Here is a 16,081-nt window from a genome sequence, read left to right as displayed (position 1 = left end):
CTGGAAAACTGCTTCCCAAGACGTTTTAATTAATTAAGCAAATTTCACCATATGGTATTTTTTCTTACCGCGGCGGATAATTGCAAAAGCATCCTCCAAACGGTCTTTCGAATCTACTACATATTCAAGATCCGTAATTTTTTCACCGTTCACACTAATTGCACCGTTCGTAACATCTTCACGCGCTTGACGCTTTGATGAAGAAATCCCTGCTTCTACAATTAATTCCACGATATTTTTATCCTCTTTTGCCACTTCTACAGAAGGTACACCAGAGAAGGCAACTTTCATTTCTTCTACTGATAATGCTTTTAAATCACCAGAAAATAATGCTTTTGTAATACGCTCTGCTGCTTCTAGACCTTCTCCACCATGGATCAGTCGTGTCATTTCTTCAGCCAACGCTTTTTGAGCTTTACGTAAATGCGGCTCTTCTTCAACACTTACTGCCAGGCCTTCAATATCTTCACGTGACAGGAATGTGAAGATTTTCAAGTATTTCACTACATCGGCATCCGCTGTATTGATCCAGAACTGGTAGAACTCGTATGGAGATGTTTTGGCAGCATCCAGCCATACAGCGCCACCCGCTGTTTTACCGAATTTTGTACCGTCCGCTTTTGTAACAAGCGGAATTGTAATACCGAACGCTTTCGCATTTTCATCATGTGTTTTACGTATCATTTCCAAGCCTGTTGTAATATTGCCCCACTGATCCGAACCACCTACTTGAATTCGAACATTGTGATGATCATACAAGTGGTTGAAGTCGATACCTTGGATTAATGTGTATGCAAATTCAGTGAACGAAATACCTGAATCCAATCGTGATGCAACGGTATCTTTATTTAAGATGTAGTTTACATTAATCAGTTTCCCGTAATCACGAAGGAAATCGATTAATGTCATTGGACCTACCCAGTCATTATTGTTTACAAGAACAGCACTGTTTGCCGCATCCGATGAAAAGTCGAATAAACGCTCCATTTGCTTTTTAAGACCTTGCACATTTTTATCGATTTGATCCATCGTCTGTAATTGGCGCTCTTCTGAACGGCCGGATGGATCCCCTACAGTACCTGTCGCTCCACCAACTAATAAAATCGGTGTATGACCTGCTTTTTGGAAACGGCGTAATGTAAGCAATGGCACGATATGTCCGATATGCATCGAGTCCGCTGTAGGGTCAACACCTACGTATAGGGAAACCTTTTCCTCGTTTAATAGCTTTTCCATACCTTCCGCGTCAGTTTGTTGGTATAACAATCCGCGCCATTCCAAATCTTGCAGTAATTCGTTTGTCATTTGTTTTCTCTCCTTTTACATGATGCGTCATTTACTTGTAAGGAAATAAAAAAAGTCCCTACACGCAAATGCATGCAGGGACGTCAAATTTTTATTTAACGCGGTACCACCCGGCTTGAAGAAAATTACATCTCTTTCTTCCACTTTAAGCGTCTATAACGTGACGATCCGTTCAGGCTCCAAGTACGTAATTCATAAATGCGCTATGTCTAGCTTTCACCAACCGCTAGCTCTCTATGCAGGGAACACATTTATTACTGCAAACTCTTCGTTGCCTAAAATTTATATTTTCTATTCTACCTAGAAATTAGTTGATGTCAATATTTATATTCGTTTATATATCAAATATGCTATAATAAACAAGATTTTAGGAGGTCGATGATGTGAGAAAATGGCTCGAAAAATTAAATGAAAAAATCGATATCCTTGCTTCTTCAGAACGAATGCGCTACGTCCGAATTGGAGGCGGTGTATTCTGGAATTTAACATTGCTGGCGATTATTTTTATAGCTGCGACACTGTTGTTTGTCGGAGGTGTAGGCGCAGGTTACTTCGCATCATTAACAAAGGATGAACCTTTGCGATCGAAAGAAGAAATGCGCGAACAAATTTTCAGCTATGAAGAAACAAGTGAACTATATTTTGCGAACGATATTTACATAGGAAAGATCCGAACTGATTTAGACCGACGTGAAACATCGCTAGCTAATATATCCCCATCCTTAATTAATGCTGTACTTGCTACAGAGGATGAATATTTCCGGGAGCATACCGGCATTGTTCCAAAAGCGGTATTACGGGGATTACTGCAAGACGTATCCAACTCGTCTACACAGACAGGTGGCTCTACCCTTACACAGCAATTAATAAAAAACCAAATATTAACCAATGAAGTTTCATATGAACGAAAGGCAAAGGAAATTTTACTTGCATATCGTTTGGAACATTTTATGACAAAAGAAGAAATTCTCGAAGCGTATTTAAATATTATCCCGTACGGCCGAAATTCTTCAGGTCGTAATATTGCCGGTATCGAGACGGCTGCACAAGGAATTTTCGGTGTGTCCGCATCTAAATTAAATTTACCTCAGGCTGCCTATATTGCCGGTATCCCTCAGGCACCTTTCACATACACACCTTTTACAAATAAAGGTGAGCAAAAAAGTGCGGAAGGAATACAGCCAGGTATCGACCGTATGAAAACGGTTCTTTATCGCATGCAAGAGGCGGGTTATATTACCGAAAAAGAATATAATGAAGCAATTGCATACGATATTACGAAAGACTTCAAAGGGTATGAAATCCGTCCGGAAGAAAAATATCCTTGGTTAACAGCTGAGCTTGAGCTTCGTTCAAAAGAGATTTTCGCGAAAATTCTCGCGGAAAAAGACGGTATTGACCCGGATCGTTTAAAAGAAGAAAAGAACTTAAACGAAAAGTATACGATAATGGCCGACCGTACAATACGTTCCGGTGGTTACCGTATATACTCAACGATCAATAAAGATATGTATGATGCAATGAAAAAAGTGACGGAAGACTTCACTTTATACGGACAAACATATAAGAAAAAAGAAAAAGATCCTGAAACAGGCGAAGAAATCGAAGTGGACATTCCTGTACAAACAGGAAGTATTGTTATCGAAAATAGTACAGGCCGCATTTTAAGTTTCGTTGGTGGACGCGACCATAATATTACACAAGTAAATCACGCAACGAATGCATTCCGTTCAAACGGTTCAACAATGAAGCCGTTACTTGCCTATGCTCCGGCAATCGATTATGGTGTCATTGGAGCAGGAAGCCCAGTTGTCGATGTGAAATTTGTACACCCGGTTACTGGTTGGGATCCTGTGAACTATAACCCGAACCAGGAATTAGGAATTATTCCAGCACGCCAGGCGGTTGCATCTTCGCAGAACTTGGCAGTAGCACGTTTATATGATTCCATTTTAGACCGTCGCCCTGCAACGTATTTGGAAAAGATGGGCTTCTCTAAGTTAGTGCCGAATGATTACGAAAATAGCTCGACAGTTCTGGGCAGTTTAACTATTGGTGCATCAGTTGAAGAAAACACCAATGCATACGCAACATTTGCCAATAATGGTCAATTTATCGATGCCTACATGATTGATCGCATTGAAGATCTTGACGGCAATATTATTTATGAACATAAAGTAGAGCCTGTGAAAGTTTTTGCACCTGAAACAGCGTATATCATGACCGATATGCTGCGTGATGTTTTGAAGCAGGGTGGAACTGGTACATTGGCAAAAAGCCAGTTGAAATTCTCGTCTGACTTTGCTGCCAAAACTGGTACAACACAGGACCATAACGATGTTTGGTTTGTCGGTTATAACCCGAATATATCGGTAGGTGTCTGGATGGGTTACGAAAAGCTGCGTACACTTTATGCATTTAATAACCGTTACCAGCATCCAAGTCAGCGTGTAAACCGTTTATGGGCAAATTACTTGAATACGCTTTATGATATCGATCCGAAATTAGTCGGTACGAAAGAAACATTCAAAAAACCTGAAGGCGTTGTGACCAGATCATTTTGTGGTATTTCAGGCCTGGCACCATCTACTTCATGTGCCAATGCCGGTTTAGTCACTTCCGATTTATTTAATAAAAATGTATTTTTACCGACACAGCCGGATGATAGCTTTGTATCTTCCACATCGGTTGTGATTAACGGCAACACATATGCCGCATTACCGAAAACTCCTACTGAGTTTGTCCAAATGAGCGGTTTCGGATTAAATCAGGCCTTTGTTAACCGCATGTTAGGCAAACTGGGTGGAGACGCTTCAAAATTACTGTCGTTCAGTTCGGGTAAGGGCGTTGTAACCGGGGCACCATTCTCGGCAGACAGTGCACCGCCGCAACCTGTTTTTGCTACATTGGCAAACGGTTCACTTTCATGGACAGCCTCTCCATCAAATGATGTTGTTGGCTATCGTGTATATAGCGTTACCGATCAAGGTAGATCGCTTGTACGTTCATTAAAATCTTATGAAGGATACCGGGTGTCTGTTTCACCAGGCGTTCGCTACATCGTTGTAGCAGTCGATATTACAGGATTGGAATCAGGCTATTCGAATGAAGTCGGAGAAGTGGTTGAAACTCCTCCACCTGCTCCACCCGCTCCACCAGAAACGGAAGAAGAGGAAAATGTTGTACCTGGGGAAGTAATTGAAGACCTGGACGAGATTGAAGTTGACGTTGATCCGGTCGAATCAGAACCATCAGGAGAATAAAAGCAAAAAAAATCTCACCAACTCATAATAAAGTTGGTGAGATTTTTTATTGGGATTAAATTGAAACTTGTTCCGCTTTTACTACATCTTTTAGTAAATTGACTGCTTCATCAATTTCTTGTTCGCTAACTGTTAAAGGTGGTAATAATCGAATCACTTTAGGACCGGCTGCAACCGTTAATAGACCTGCTTCATCCAATGCTGCAACATAGGGTGCCACATCTTCGCCACCAAGGCTTAGACCAAGCATTAATCCCTTTCCTTGAACCGAATAATTATCTTCCGGAAAAGCTTCTTCCAGTTTTTTTATAAAGTACGCCGATTTTTGTTTAACATTATCCAAAAAGGCATCATTGAATATTTGATCGATAACTGTTTGTGCCACGGCAACACCTAATGGATTTCCGCCGAATGTCGTACCGTGTGTACCGGCATTAAATGTGTTAAACAGCTTTTCTGTTCCGAGGATCCCCCCAATCGGGAAACCGCCACCGAGACCTTTTGCCATTGAAACAATATCCGGTTTGATAGCTGTCTGTTCAAATGCAAATCGAGTTCCTGTACGTCCGATACCTGTTTGTACTTCATCAACAATAACTAAAATATCCGATGAACGCTGAATTTCATGAATGGCTTTCGCGAATTCATCCGTTGCAGGATTTACTCCGCCTTCACCTTGAATCATTTCAAGCATAATCGCAGCAGTATCTGCATCAACTGCAGCTTTTAATGCTTCGACATCATTAAACGGCAATGTTATAAACTCACTTACTAAAGGACCGAAGCCTTTACGTACTTTATCTTGTCCAGTTGCGCTCATCGCACCAAATGTACGTCCGTGAAAACTCTGTTCAAACACAATGATTTTATGTTTACCTGTATGCTTACGTGCTAATTTAATAGCCGCTTCGTTCGCCTCTGCACCACTATTACAGAAAAATGCATACGATAAATGCAAATCTTTCACTAATGACGCAGCAAGTTTTTCCTGTCCTGGACTTTCAAATAAGTTACTAATATGCCACAGCTTTTGACTTTGTTTTTGAATCGCTTCAACGATTGATGGATGTGCATGCCCTAAACTACAAACGGCAATGCCGCTCGTAAAATCTAAATATCTTTTCCCTGCCGTATCAAATACTTCTGTTCCTTTTCCTTCGACAATAGCAAAAGGTCTTCTTGCGTAATTTTGGAATAATGCACTCATTTCACTAGCTCCTCACTTAAAATAGTCGTACCGGTTAAAGTTTCATTAACAATTTGTACAGAAGGAATGCCTGCCTTTAAACAATTAAGGGCTCCTTGCACTTTCGGAATCATCCCGCCATAAATATGCCCTTCGTCAATCCATTGTTCGATTAAGCTTGGTGTCACTTCCGTCTGGTATTCATTCTGTATACGAATACCGGCGACATCCGTCACAAGCATGAGACAATCTGCCTCGACAGCCAATGCAATTTCACTTGCCACTGTATCGCCATTAATGTTCAGCGCCTGCCCGTCCTTCGTTGCACCGATACAGGCAATGACAGGTACAATTCCAGCTTCTGTCAAAGAGTTTAACATATTAATATTAACATGCTTCACTTCTCCTACATATTCGTAAGTTTCATAATCTAAAAATTCACTCTCTAGCAACCCGCCATCAAACCCGTTCAGTCCAATAGCAGAAATATTTGCAGAATGGAGCTCATGGACGAGTGAAGGATTTACTTTTCCGATTAAAGTTGACTGTACAATACCGATCATTTCTTCACTCGTTACACGCAGTCCGTTTACTGTGTGTGACTCCATTCCGGCAGTGGCTAATTCTCGGTTGATCGCAGGTCCTCCGCCATGTGTAATGATGAGTTGGATACCTTGTTCCTGCAGTGCTTTAAAATTGCGAAAGAAGGCCTCGTTAAGACCTTCTAATGTGCTGCCCCCAAGCTTGATGACCATTTTACGAGCGGTATGATGCGTTGATTTGAACGTAGTCATATGTCAGGTCACACCCCCATGCAAATCCGTGCCCTTTACCGACTTCCAGTGACACATATATTTTTACTTCATGCTGTTTTAAAATTTCGATGAGTTCTTCTTCGGAAAACTTAATCGGTTCGCCATTTTCCACCATTGTTGCTCCACCGATTTTGATTGTGATTTTATCAGGATCGATGACAGCTCCGGAATAGCCAACCGCTGCAATAATACGACCCCAGTTTGCATCACAGCCAAACACTGCTGTTTTTACTAGTGGTGAACCTACAACTGTTTTCGCAATTTTACGTGCCTCTTCATCTGATACGGCTCCATCCACTTCTACTTCAATCAGCTTTGTCGCACCTTCCCCGTCACGTGCAATTGACTTTGCTAAATCTTCCGATACGAGACGTAGAGCTGTGTAAAAGTTTTCCCAGTCCGGATGTGCAGGAGATAGCAGTTCATTACCTGCTAAGCCGTTTGCCATTACAACAACCGTATCGTTCGTTGATGTATCCCCATCTACTGTTATCGAGTTGAATGTGCAATCCGTTACACTCGATAACGCTTTTTGCAGCTCTTCTGATTCAATATTGGCATCTGTTGTAATAAACCCAAGCATTGTCGCCATATTCGGTTCAATCATGCCAGAGCCTTTAGCTGTTCCTGAAACAATTACTTCCTTGCCGTCAATGATCGTTGCATAAGTTGTGTTTTTCATTACTGTATCTGTCGTTAAAATAGCTTGCGAGAAATCAATTCCACTTTCTAGCTTTGAATCCGGATCTAATAGCTCTACACCTTTTTTTACTGGCTCCATCTTCATAATTTCCCCGATGACACCCGTAGAGGCTACCCCTATCAAATTAGATGCAATACCAAGCTTTTGTGCTGCAAGCAGTTGCATTTCATATGCATCCAACAGCCCTTGTTTGCCTGTACATGCATTTGCATTTCCTGAATTTACGATGATTGCCTGCATTTTTTTCGTTTCATATACAACTTCTTTTGTTACTTTTAACGGTGCTGCCTGGACTGCATTTGTCGTAAATACACCGGCAACGCTAGCTGGTACTTCACTAACCAAAATCGCTAAATCTTTTTTCTTATGTTTAAGTCCGCAATGAACACCTGCTGCAGTAAACCCTTTTGGTGATACGATATTTTTGCTTGATAATTTTTTCATTTCTATTGTTGAAGTCATCTAATGACCCTCCCTTAAATTAAATAAAATACGGAACGAGTTGTAATCCTGTTTGCTGCGGGAGCCCGAATTGAACGTTCATATTCTGAATTGCCTGGCCCGCCGCCCCTTTAACTAAATTATCGATCACACCGATAATCGTTGCCCGATTTGTCCTTTCATCGAGCTTCACATATATGTCGCAATAGTTTGAACCTTTCACGCGGTTTGTTCCTATTGCGGAAGCCTGTTGAATGACACGGACAAATGGAAGATCTTTATACGTTTCTGTTAAACAGTCTTCTAATTGTTTTTGTGATACACCTTCCGTTACTTGCGCATAGGAAGTTGCTAAAATGCCTCTTGTCATCGGGACTAGATGAGTATTAAATGTTATTGTTGTTTCGATCTCGGTAAACATTGAAATCGCTTGTTCGATTTCAGGAATGTGCTGGTGTTCATTAATTTTATAAATCGAGAAGCTTTCATTTGCTTCGCTGAAATGCGTTGCTTGTGATGGTTTGTTACCTGCTCCTGAAATTCCGCTCTTCGCATCGATGACCAAGAAGCTCGGATCAATTAACCGATGTTTTATAAGAGGCAAGATGGATAATAAAACAGCCGTTGGATAACAACCTGGATTGGCAATTAGATCGGCTTTTTCAATAGCTGGCTCATTCCACTCCGTTAATCCGTATACACTTCGGTCCACTACTTCCTGTGGAGCCGGATTTTTTTTATACCAAGTTTCATAGCTGGCTAAATTTTTCAGCCGGAAATCCCCGGATAAATCAATTAATTTTGGTCCACGTTCAACTAAAGACGGGAAAATCGTACTTGATACCCCAGACGGCGTACTTGCAAATACAACATCGTATTCAGCCAATACATCATCGTCCAATTTAAGTAATGGCTGATTATATATATCTGTTAAATGCGGGAATTTATCCGAAAATTGAGTTCCTTCATCAGAGGATGTAAATAATCCAATTTCTTCTACTTCTTTATGATTATGCAAAAACCGTAATAGTTCTAGTCCGCCGTACCCTGTTGCACCAATAATACCTGCTTTCATGTTGTCACCTCGTCATTTTTATGTAGCCGAAAAATTTTTTGCGAATTCTAAATGATAAAAATAAGTATAAGTATGTATATTTATTTAGTCAACTGTATTTTTATATAATTGTAGATTATTCTAAATTGTCGTTAAATAATAATGCAAAAGGCGCCTACATATGTAAGCGCCCCGATTTAAAAAATGCTGGCATATAAAGTTAATCTTCCATTGTAGATAAGTCGCCTGCAGGTAAATCGAGTTCCCACGCCTTTAACACTCGGCGCATAATTTTACCGCTTCGGGTTTTAGGCAACTTATCTCTGAACTCAATTTCTCGTGGTGCTGAATGGGCAGATAACCCTGTTTTTACAAAGTCCCGAATATTCGCTTCAAGCGCATCACTAGGCTCTACCCCTTCACGCAATGAAATAAATGCCTTAATAATTTCACCGCGTACCGGATCTGGTTTACCAATTACACCTGCCTCCACTACATCGGGATGTTCAAGCAATTTGCTTTCCACTTCAAATGGTCCAACTCGTTCTCCAGCCGTCATAATAACGTCGTCTACTCGACCTTGGAACCAGAAGTAACCTTCCTCATCCTTAAATGCAGAATCTCCTGAAACATACCATTCTCCTTTTAAGAAATAAGATTCATAGCGTTCAGGATTCCCCCAAATTTGCCGCATCATCGCCGGCCACCCTTTTTTGACAGCCAAATTCCCCATCGTATAAGGCGGTACTTCATTGCCTTGGTCATCCACAATCGTTGCATAAATTCCCGGCACAGGTTTCCCCATTGAACCCGGCTTGATATCCATCGATGGGTAGTTGCAGATCATATGGCCTCCCGTTTCTGTCATCCACCATGTATCGTGAATGCGATGATTTAAAATCTCCATACCCCACTTTACAACTTCAGGGTTTAATGGTTCACCAACCGATAAAACGTGACGAAGTGTAGAAAGATTATATTTTCCGATAATATTCGGACCTGCACCCATCAACATTCGAAATGCAGTTGGCGCGCTATACCATACTGTGACACCATATTCCTCAATTGCTCCATACCAAGCTTGCGGACTGAAGCGACCCCCGATAACTACATTCGTCACACCATTTAACCATGGACCGAAAATCCCGTAAGCTGTCCCAGTCACCCAACCAGGATCGGCTGTGCACCAGTAAATATCATCTTCTTTTAAATCCAGTACCCACTGTGCTGTCTGATATTGCTGAACCATTGCATAATGGACCTGCAATACCCCTTTTGGAGCACCTGTTGAGCCGGATGTATAATGCAAAAGGGAGCCATCTTCCTTATCGACCCATTCAATGTCAAAATCCTGAGATGCCTCTGCAAAGTATTTATTAAAATCTAAAATCTTATCAGTTTCTTCAATATTTTCCCCGACTACAAAAACCGTCTTTAAATGAGGCAGCTTTTCAAGCGGTACTCTGCTCAACAGTGCAGGCGTTGTAATAATGGCTGTCGCCTCACTGTCCATTAAACGGTCATATACGGCTCCTTCCATAAATGCTTCAAATAATGGACCAGCAATCGCGCCGATTTTCAATGCACCAATTAAGCTGAAATAAAGCTCCGGCGTGCGTGGCATAAAAATAAAAATGCGTTCCCCTTTTTTTAAATCTGCCTTTTCCTTCAACACATTCGCTGCTTTATTCGTATGTCGTTTCATATCATAAAAAGTATATGCTTCTTTTCGGTTCCCATCATTATAATAAAGAGCGACTTTGTTTTTGCGGTGTGATGCTGCTTGCCGGTCTATTGCTTCATATGCAATATTGACCTTCCCCGTTTCAAACCAAGAAAATGCTGTTTCACTATGTTGCCAATCATGATTCGCAGCTGTTTCCTCATAATTTTTTAAATTATGTTCCCCCGGAATAACTGCAAGCCTTTCCATTGTTTTCATCCCCATGAAAAATCCCCTTTCATTAAAAACTACAATCATTTTACAATAAAAATACTATAATAGGCAAAATATTTAAAACTTTCAATCAATTTAGTTACATCTCGCGAATTTAAGCGTATTTTCGCATAAAATAGAGTATAATAGATGTATTAAAAGCAGGTGGTGTGATTATGATTCATGTGAAAAATTATTATCGTCTTGAATTCAAAACGAAGAATGGTAATGTTTTAGTAGAAGGACCTGTTTCTTCCGAAAAACTAGCTACCTACACATTACATGAAGATTTAAAAGCTTTTAGACCTTCCCATCAGCAGCATGAAGCCCTTGTCGGGATTGCTAAGCTGGAAGAAGGACGCATTATTGTCATTCGACAGGATAATATTATCGTCGGCTATGTTACGTATCTCTATCCAGATCCGTTGGAACGCTGGTCTGAAGATCGGATTCCAAATATGATTGAGCTTGGCGCCATTGAAGTCATTCCTGCTTTTAGAGGATCCGGCGCAGGCAAAAAATTATTGGAAGTATCATTTATGGATGATGCAATGGAAGATTATTTAGTGATTACAACTGAATATTACTGGCATTGGGATTTAAAAGGAACAGGTTTATCTGTTTGGGAATATAGGAATATGATGGAGAGAATGATGACATCTGTCAATTTCGAATATTATGCAACAGATGATCCTGAAATTACTTCCCATCCTGCCAACTGTCTAATGGCGCGTGTAGGGGCACGTGTTGGAAATGAGACATTGGAGAGATTTGACAGACTTCGCTTTAGAAATCGTTTCATGTATTAATTCTTATCACAAAGGGGAATGAACAATGATTGTCGAAGAAATTATGCAAAGAGAGATACATACACTCCTGCCCGAAAATACAGTACGTGATGCTGTGCGTCTTATGCGAGATAAAAATATCCGTCATGTGCCAATTGTTAACAAAGAGAAACTGGTTGTAGGAATCATTACAGACCATGACTTGAAAAATGCTTTGCCTTCTCGTTTGCGTGAAGAACCAGACTCTACTATTTATGATGCCCCAATCGAGAAAATCATGGTCAAAAATCCGATAGTCGGCCATCCGCTAGACTTCGTTGAAGAAGTTGCCATGACTTTTTATGACGCTAAAATCAGCTGTTTACCTATTGTTACTGCCGGAAAGCTTGTCGGCATCGTAACGACGACTGATTTACTATATACTTACATCGAATTAACAGGCGCACATAAGCCCGGTTCTAAAATTGACATTCGGGTAAATGACAAACCCGGCATGTTGTTTGAAATAACGAAAGTATTCCATGATAATAAAGCAAATGTATTAAGTGTTCTCGTATATCCCGATGGTGAAAATATGAAGTCTCGAATTGTAAGTGTCCGTCTGCAAGTAATCAATCCGCTGCATATTATTGAAGAGTTGCGAAAGCAAGGATACGATGTATTGTGGCCAAACTTGCCTGGCGTTACATTATGAAAAAAGCTGTATTTATTTACTCACCAGAACAACTCACTTACAAATTTTCGGACACCCACCCGTTTAACCATAAGCGATTACACTTAACGATTGATTTACTGAAAAGTATCGGCGCCCTCCAAGATGAGGATATCGTCCCTGCCCGTATTGCAACAGATGAAGAAATTGCCCTGGCCCACGACTTGCAGTATATTGAGATCGTAAAAAAAGCAGGTCATGGCGAGTTAACCGCTCAGCAAGGGGAACCATATGGTATCGGAACAGAGGATACACCGATTTTCAAAAATATGCACGAAGCAAGCGCACTGTTAGTCGGCGGGACTTTACAGGCGGTCGACCAAGTACTGCAAGGAAAATCTCAGCACGCATTAAACTTGGGCGGTGGACTTCATCACGGTTTCCGTGGAAGAGCATCTGGTTTTTGCATTTATAATGATAGCAGTGTAGCCATTAAATATATTCAGAAAAAGTACGGGCTGCGTGTTTTATATGTAGATACTGATGCACATCATGGCGATGGCGTTCAATGGTCCTTTTATGACGATCCGAATGTTTGTACATTATCGATTCATGAGACAGGACGCTATTTATTTCCGGGTACAGGCAATATAACAGAACGCGGGAATGGTGAAGGATACGGGACTTCTTTTAACTTCCCGATTGATGCCTTTACGGAAGATGAGAGCTTCTTGGAAATATATGAACAGTCAATGCGGGAAGTTTTTGAATTCTTCAAACCGGATGTTGTATTGACACAAAATGGTGCCGACGCACATTATTTTGATCCGCTCACACATTTATACGGGACGATGAACATATATAAAGAAATACCTAAGCTTGCACATAAATTGGCACATGAATATTGTGAAGGCCGCTGGATTGCAGTTGGTGGCGGAGGTTATGATATTTGGCGGGTCGTCCCGCGGGCTTGGTCACATATTTGGACGGAGATGACCGATCAGCCTGCTCCGACTGGACCGTTACCGAAGCATTGGCTTGATAAATGGCAATTGGAATCGCCTGTTCCGCTAATCCCGACTTGGAATGATCCACATCCTTTATATGATCCTATTCCGCGTAAAGCCGAAATTGAGGAAAAAAATGCACGAATGCTTGAAAAAGCACTACATATTATTCGTACTGAAAAAAACCGTTCGTAACGTTTGCTATAAAGTTCGGACAAAATTATAAAGAGATAATAAAACAAAGCGCCTGTCAGCTGTTGACAGGCGCTTTTGTTATTTACTCGAACCACGCTTTTCTATGCGGTGAGGTAAGATGACATGTTGCTGTTCAACTTCCTCTTTGTTCATATACTTCGTTAATAAGCGCATTGCAACTGCTCCAATATCGTATAAAGGCAATACGACACTTGTAAGTCTTGGTCGTACCATGCGCGCTAGTTTTGAATTTTCGAAGCTGATAATTTCAACATCATTCGGTACACTTTTTCCGCTATCTTGAATGCCATGCACTAGTCCAATTGCAAGCTCGTCATTCCCGACAAAAATGGCTGTAGGTGGTTGCTGAAGTTCACTTAAATTCGACCAGCTTTCCAAGCCGTCATCATATGAGCCATCTCCTGCAACAATTAAAGCATCATCTATTTCAATGTTTGCTTTTTTGAGGGCATCTTTATAGGCCGCAAGTTTATGCTGACCATTCACTGTATACTGCAATGGACCTGAGACAAATGCAATTCTTGTATGTCCATTATCAATAAGTGTTCCTACAGCTTCAAATGCCGCATTATAATAGTCAATGTTTACAGAAGCTACTTTTTCAGTGGAACTGATAGAACCTGCCAATACAATCGGTACTGGACAAGCTTCCACTGCGCGTTGAATATTTTCAGTTACCTCTTCACTCATCATCACAATACCGTCAACTTGCTTTCCTAGCATCGTATCAAGTAAAGACAACTCTTTTTCTTCATTTTGATCTGAATTTGCTAAAATAATATTATAGCGGTACATTGTCGCAATATCTTCAATGCCTCGTGCAAGCTCAGCATTTAAATTATTCGAAATATCAGGGATGATGACTCCTACTGATGTTGTTTTTTTACTTGCTAAGCCACGTGCAACGGCATTTGGACGATATTCGAGACGCTCAATCACTTCCAACACTTTTTTTCTTGTCGCAGGCTTAACATTTTGATTTCCATTTACTACGCGAGATACGGTTGCCATTGATACATTCGCCTCACGTGCAACATCATAAATTGTGACAGTCAAAAGTTTCTCCCCCTTTTTATCATAGTGATACAAGTTTTTATAAACGACTAGTTGAACTAATTGTTATGTATAGCTTCATCATATAATATTTTCATTTCTATTTTCAATCTAAAACCTAGTGAATACCTGGTTTTTTCATCAATTGTCTTAAAATATTCAAAAAATGTGCTATCAATACGATAACACCTGTTTAAATTCGCTATTTTTTTGAATGGTGTATCCTCCATCCAATACAAGCTCCTGTCCTGTCATCACATTGTTTGAAACTCTTTAGCAATTTCAAAACCGATTCCTTGTGCTTCCTCTGTGATTAACGCAATTTTTTGCGCAATGCCATCCCTCCCTTTTAAAACGCATTTAGAAAAAATTGTAATTTATTATACAACTTTCCGTCAAATTAAAATACGCAGAAATATATAAAGCCCATGTTGAAATTACTCAACATAGGCTTATTAATAAATTATTTTGATACTTCGTATTGTTTCATGAATTTTAAAAGTTCGTCGTAGTAAGCATTGAATGTCGGGATATCCATTTGCTGTTGCTGATCCGATAGTGCGATTGATGGATCTGGATGCACTTCTGCCATTACACCGTCTGCTCCGATAGCGATTGCCGCTTTTGAACATGGCAATAATAAATCACGACGACCTGTAGAGTGCGTCACGTCTACCATTACCGGTAAATGTGTTTCTTGTTTTAAAATCGGAACTGCCGAAATATCCAATGTGTTACGAGTTGCTTTTTCGTATGTGCGAATACCGCGTTCACATAAAATAATGTTTTCATTACCTTTTGACATGATGTATTCAGCTGCATGGATGAACTCATCGATTGTCGCTGCTAAACCGCGTTTTAATAAGACAGGCTTATTCGTTGATCCAGCCGCTTTTAATAGTTCAAAGTTTTGCATATTACGGGCACCGATTTGAATAACATCAATATAATCCAATGCATGGTCTAAATCAGCAGGTGTTACGATTTCAGTGATGACACCTAAACCGTATTCTTTAGAAACATCTTTTAAGATCTTTAGCCCGTCCAGACCTAATCCTTGGAAGTCATACGGAGATGTACGTGGTTTGTATGCACCACCGCGGATTAATTTTAATCCTTTTTCCTGGATTGTTGCAGCTACTGCAGCCACTTGTTCATATGACTCAACCGCACATGGTCCAAATACGAAAGAAGGAGCACCTGTACCGATTAATTCACCATTTACATTAATGACAGTATCTTCTGACTTTTCTTTACGTGAAACGAGTAATTCCTTTTTCTTTTCTGCTTCCAATTGTTTAAGCGCTGTTTTGAAGATTTGTTTAAAAATATAATCAACCGTCATTTGATTTAACGGACCGTTATTGTTTTCTTTAATTAAGTCAAGCATATGACGCTCGCGAAGTGGATCATAGCGATTGACACCTTGCTTTTCTTTAATCTTGCCAATTTCTTCTACTACTGATGCACGTTCATTTATTAAACGTAAAATTTCTAAGTTCAAGCTGTCAATCTGGCTACGTAAGCTTTCTAAATCTTGTTGATTCATATTCCTTTACCCCTCTTCTTTGCGTATCCGGCACTTTCAGATAAATAAAAAGTATGATACATTTTTAAGTAATAATCTTATTATAATCAAACTATTGTAGAATGTCACGCATT

The 16,081-nt window shown here is 40.3% G+C and carries 12 protein-coding genes and 1 other annotated feature; of the genes, 4 read left to right on the top strand and 8 right to left on the bottom strand.

All coding sequences use genetic code 11. The annotated features are described in order from the left end of the window. Positions 1–33: 33 nt before the first annotated feature. Positions 34–1,305, bottom strand: a complete 1,272-nt coding sequence (gene tyrS, locus ABS917_RS04620; protein ID WP_350477896.1) for a tyrosine--tRNA ligase — start codon at positions 1,303–1,305, stop codon at positions 34–36. Positions 1,306–1,378: 73 nt separating this feature from the next. Next, positions 1,379–1,586 (bottom strand) — a binding site (T-box leader). Positions 1,587–1,688: 102 nt separating this feature from the next. On the opposite strand from tyrS, the gene ABS917_RS04615 reads away from it, so the two are divergent. Then, on the top strand, positions 1,689–4,568 hold the full coding sequence (locus tag ABS917_RS04615; protein WP_350477895.1) for a transglycosylase domain-containing protein: 2,880 nt from the start codon (positions 1,689–1,691) through the stop codon (positions 4,566–4,568). Positions 4,569–4,623: 55 nt separating this feature from the next. Here the strand turns inward: ABS917_RS04615 and ABS917_RS04610 are convergent, their stop codons facing one another. The 5 genes from ABS917_RS04610 to acsA form a co-directional block, all read right to left on the bottom strand. Next, positions 4,624–5,775: an acetylornithine transaminase gene (locus tag ABS917_RS04610; RefSeq protein ID WP_350477894.1), complete on the bottom strand. Its 1,152-nt coding sequence runs from the start codon at positions 5,773–5,775 to the stop codon at positions 4,624–4,626. After that, complete coding sequence (gene argB, locus ABS917_RS04605; RefSeq protein ID WP_350477893.1) at positions 5,772–6,548, bottom strand: acetylglutamate kinase; 777 nt, start codon at positions 6,546–6,548, stop codon at positions 5,772–5,774. The genes ABS917_RS04610 and argB overlap by 4 nt, the downstream gene beginning before the upstream one ends. Beyond that, positions 6,511–7,734 (bottom strand): bifunctional ornithine acetyltransferase/N-acetylglutamate synthase, encoded by a 1,224-nt coding sequence (gene argJ, locus ABS917_RS04600; RefSeq protein WP_350477892.1) that lies wholly within the window; start codon positions 7,732–7,734, stop codon positions 6,511–6,513. The genes argB and argJ overlap by 38 nt, the downstream gene beginning before the upstream one ends. Positions 7,735–7,753: 19 nt before the next feature. Next, complete coding sequence (gene argC, locus ABS917_RS04595; protein WP_350477891.1) at positions 7,754–8,788, bottom strand: N-acetyl-gamma-glutamyl-phosphate reductase; 1,035 nt, start codon at positions 8,786–8,788, stop codon at positions 7,754–7,756. Positions 8,789–8,987: 199 nt separating this feature from the next. Beyond that, a complete protein-coding gene (gene acsA / locus ABS917_RS04590) occupies positions 8,988–10,715 on the bottom strand; it encodes an acetate--CoA ligase (protein ID WP_483316047.1) in 1,728 nt (575 codons plus the stop codon). Between the two features lie 164 nt (positions 10,716–10,879). Between acsA and ABS917_RS04585 the strand changes: the two genes are divergently transcribed. Genes ABS917_RS04585 through ABS917_RS04575 form a run of 3 tightly spaced genes read left to right on the top strand, consistent with a single transcriptional unit; the run spans position 10,880 to position 13,345 of the window. Beyond that, on the top strand, positions 10,880–11,512 hold the full coding sequence (locus tag ABS917_RS04585; RefSeq protein WP_350477890.1) for a GNAT family N-acetyltransferase: 633 nt from the start codon (positions 10,880–10,882) through the stop codon (positions 11,510–11,512). A 25-nt stretch (positions 11,513–11,537) separates the two neighbouring features. After that, positions 11,538–12,185 carry an acetoin utilization AcuB family protein gene (locus ABS917_RS04580; protein ID WP_350477889.1) on the top strand — a complete coding sequence of 216 codons (648 nt, stop codon included), beginning with the start codon at positions 11,538–11,540 and terminating at the stop codon, positions 12,183–12,185. After that, entirely contained in the window at positions 12,182–13,345 is a 1,164-nt protein-coding gene (locus tag ABS917_RS04575; RefSeq protein ID WP_350477888.1) for an acetoin utilization protein AcuC, read from the top strand. The genes ABS917_RS04580 and ABS917_RS04575 overlap by 4 nt, the downstream gene beginning before the upstream one ends. Before the next feature lie 78 nt (positions 13,346–13,423). Here ABS917_RS04575 and ccpA read toward each other — a convergent pair whose 3' ends face one another. Both ccpA and ABS917_RS04565 read right to left on the bottom strand, forming a co-directional pair. After that, the gene (ccpA, locus tag ABS917_RS04570; RefSeq protein WP_350477887.1) at positions 13,424–14,422 is read right to left on the bottom strand and encodes a catabolite control protein A; all 999 of its coding nucleotides are present in this window, start codon (positions 14,420–14,422) and stop codon (positions 13,424–13,426) included. Between the two features lie 460 nt (positions 14,423–14,882). Then, complete coding sequence (locus ABS917_RS04565; RefSeq protein WP_350477886.1) at positions 14,883–15,968, bottom strand: bifunctional 3-deoxy-7-phosphoheptulonate synthase/chorismate mutase; 1,086 nt, start codon at positions 15,966–15,968, stop codon at positions 14,883–14,885. Positions 15,969–16,081 lie beyond the last annotated feature (113 nt).

The organism is Solibacillus sp. (assembly GCF_040273735.1).
Classification (GTDB): Bacteria; Bacillota; Bacilli; order Bacillales_A; family Planococcaceae; genus Solibacillus.
The sequence above is the reverse complement of the archived record's forward strand: the minus strand, read 5'-3'. Positions and strand labels throughout refer to the sequence as shown.

Excerpts from the sequence above, each read along its gene's own strand:
- ABS917_RS04580 (WP_350477889.1), top strand. The coding sequence starts at position 11,538 with ATGATTGTCGAAGAAATTATGCAAAGAGAGATACATACACTCCTGCCC.
- ABS917_RS04575 (WP_350477888.1), top strand. The coding sequence starts at position 12,182 with ATGAAAAAAGCTGTATTTATTTACTCACCAGAACAACTCACTTACAAA.
- acsA (WP_483316047.1), bottom strand. The coding sequence starts at position 10,715 with ATGGGGATGAAAACAATGGAAAGGCTTGCAGTTATTCCGGGGGAACAT.
- ABS917_RS04565 (WP_350477886.1), bottom strand. The coding sequence starts at position 15,968 with ATGAATCAACAAGATTTAGAAAGCTTACGTAGCCAGATTGACAGCTTG.
- argC (WP_350477891.1), bottom strand. The coding sequence starts at position 8,788 with ATGAAAGCAGGTATTATTGGTGCAACAGGGTACGGCGGACTAGAACTA.
- ABS917_RS04585 (WP_350477890.1), top strand. The coding sequence starts at position 10,880 with ATGATTCATGTGAAAAATTATTATCGTCTTGAATTCAAAACGAAGAAT.
- tyrS (WP_350477896.1), bottom strand. The coding sequence starts at position 1,305 with ATGACAAACGAATTACTGCAAGATTTGGAATGGCGCGGATTGTTATAC.
- ABS917_RS04610 (WP_350477894.1), bottom strand. The coding sequence starts at position 5,775 with ATGAGTGCATTATTCCAAAATTACGCAAGAAGACCTTTTGCTATTGTC.
- argB (WP_350477893.1), bottom strand. The coding sequence starts at position 6,548 with ATGACTACGTTCAAATCAACGCATCATACCGCTCGTAAAATGGTCATC.
- argJ (WP_350477892.1), bottom strand. The coding sequence starts at position 7,734 with ATGACTTCAACAATAGAAATGAAAAAATTATCAAGCAAAAATATCGTA.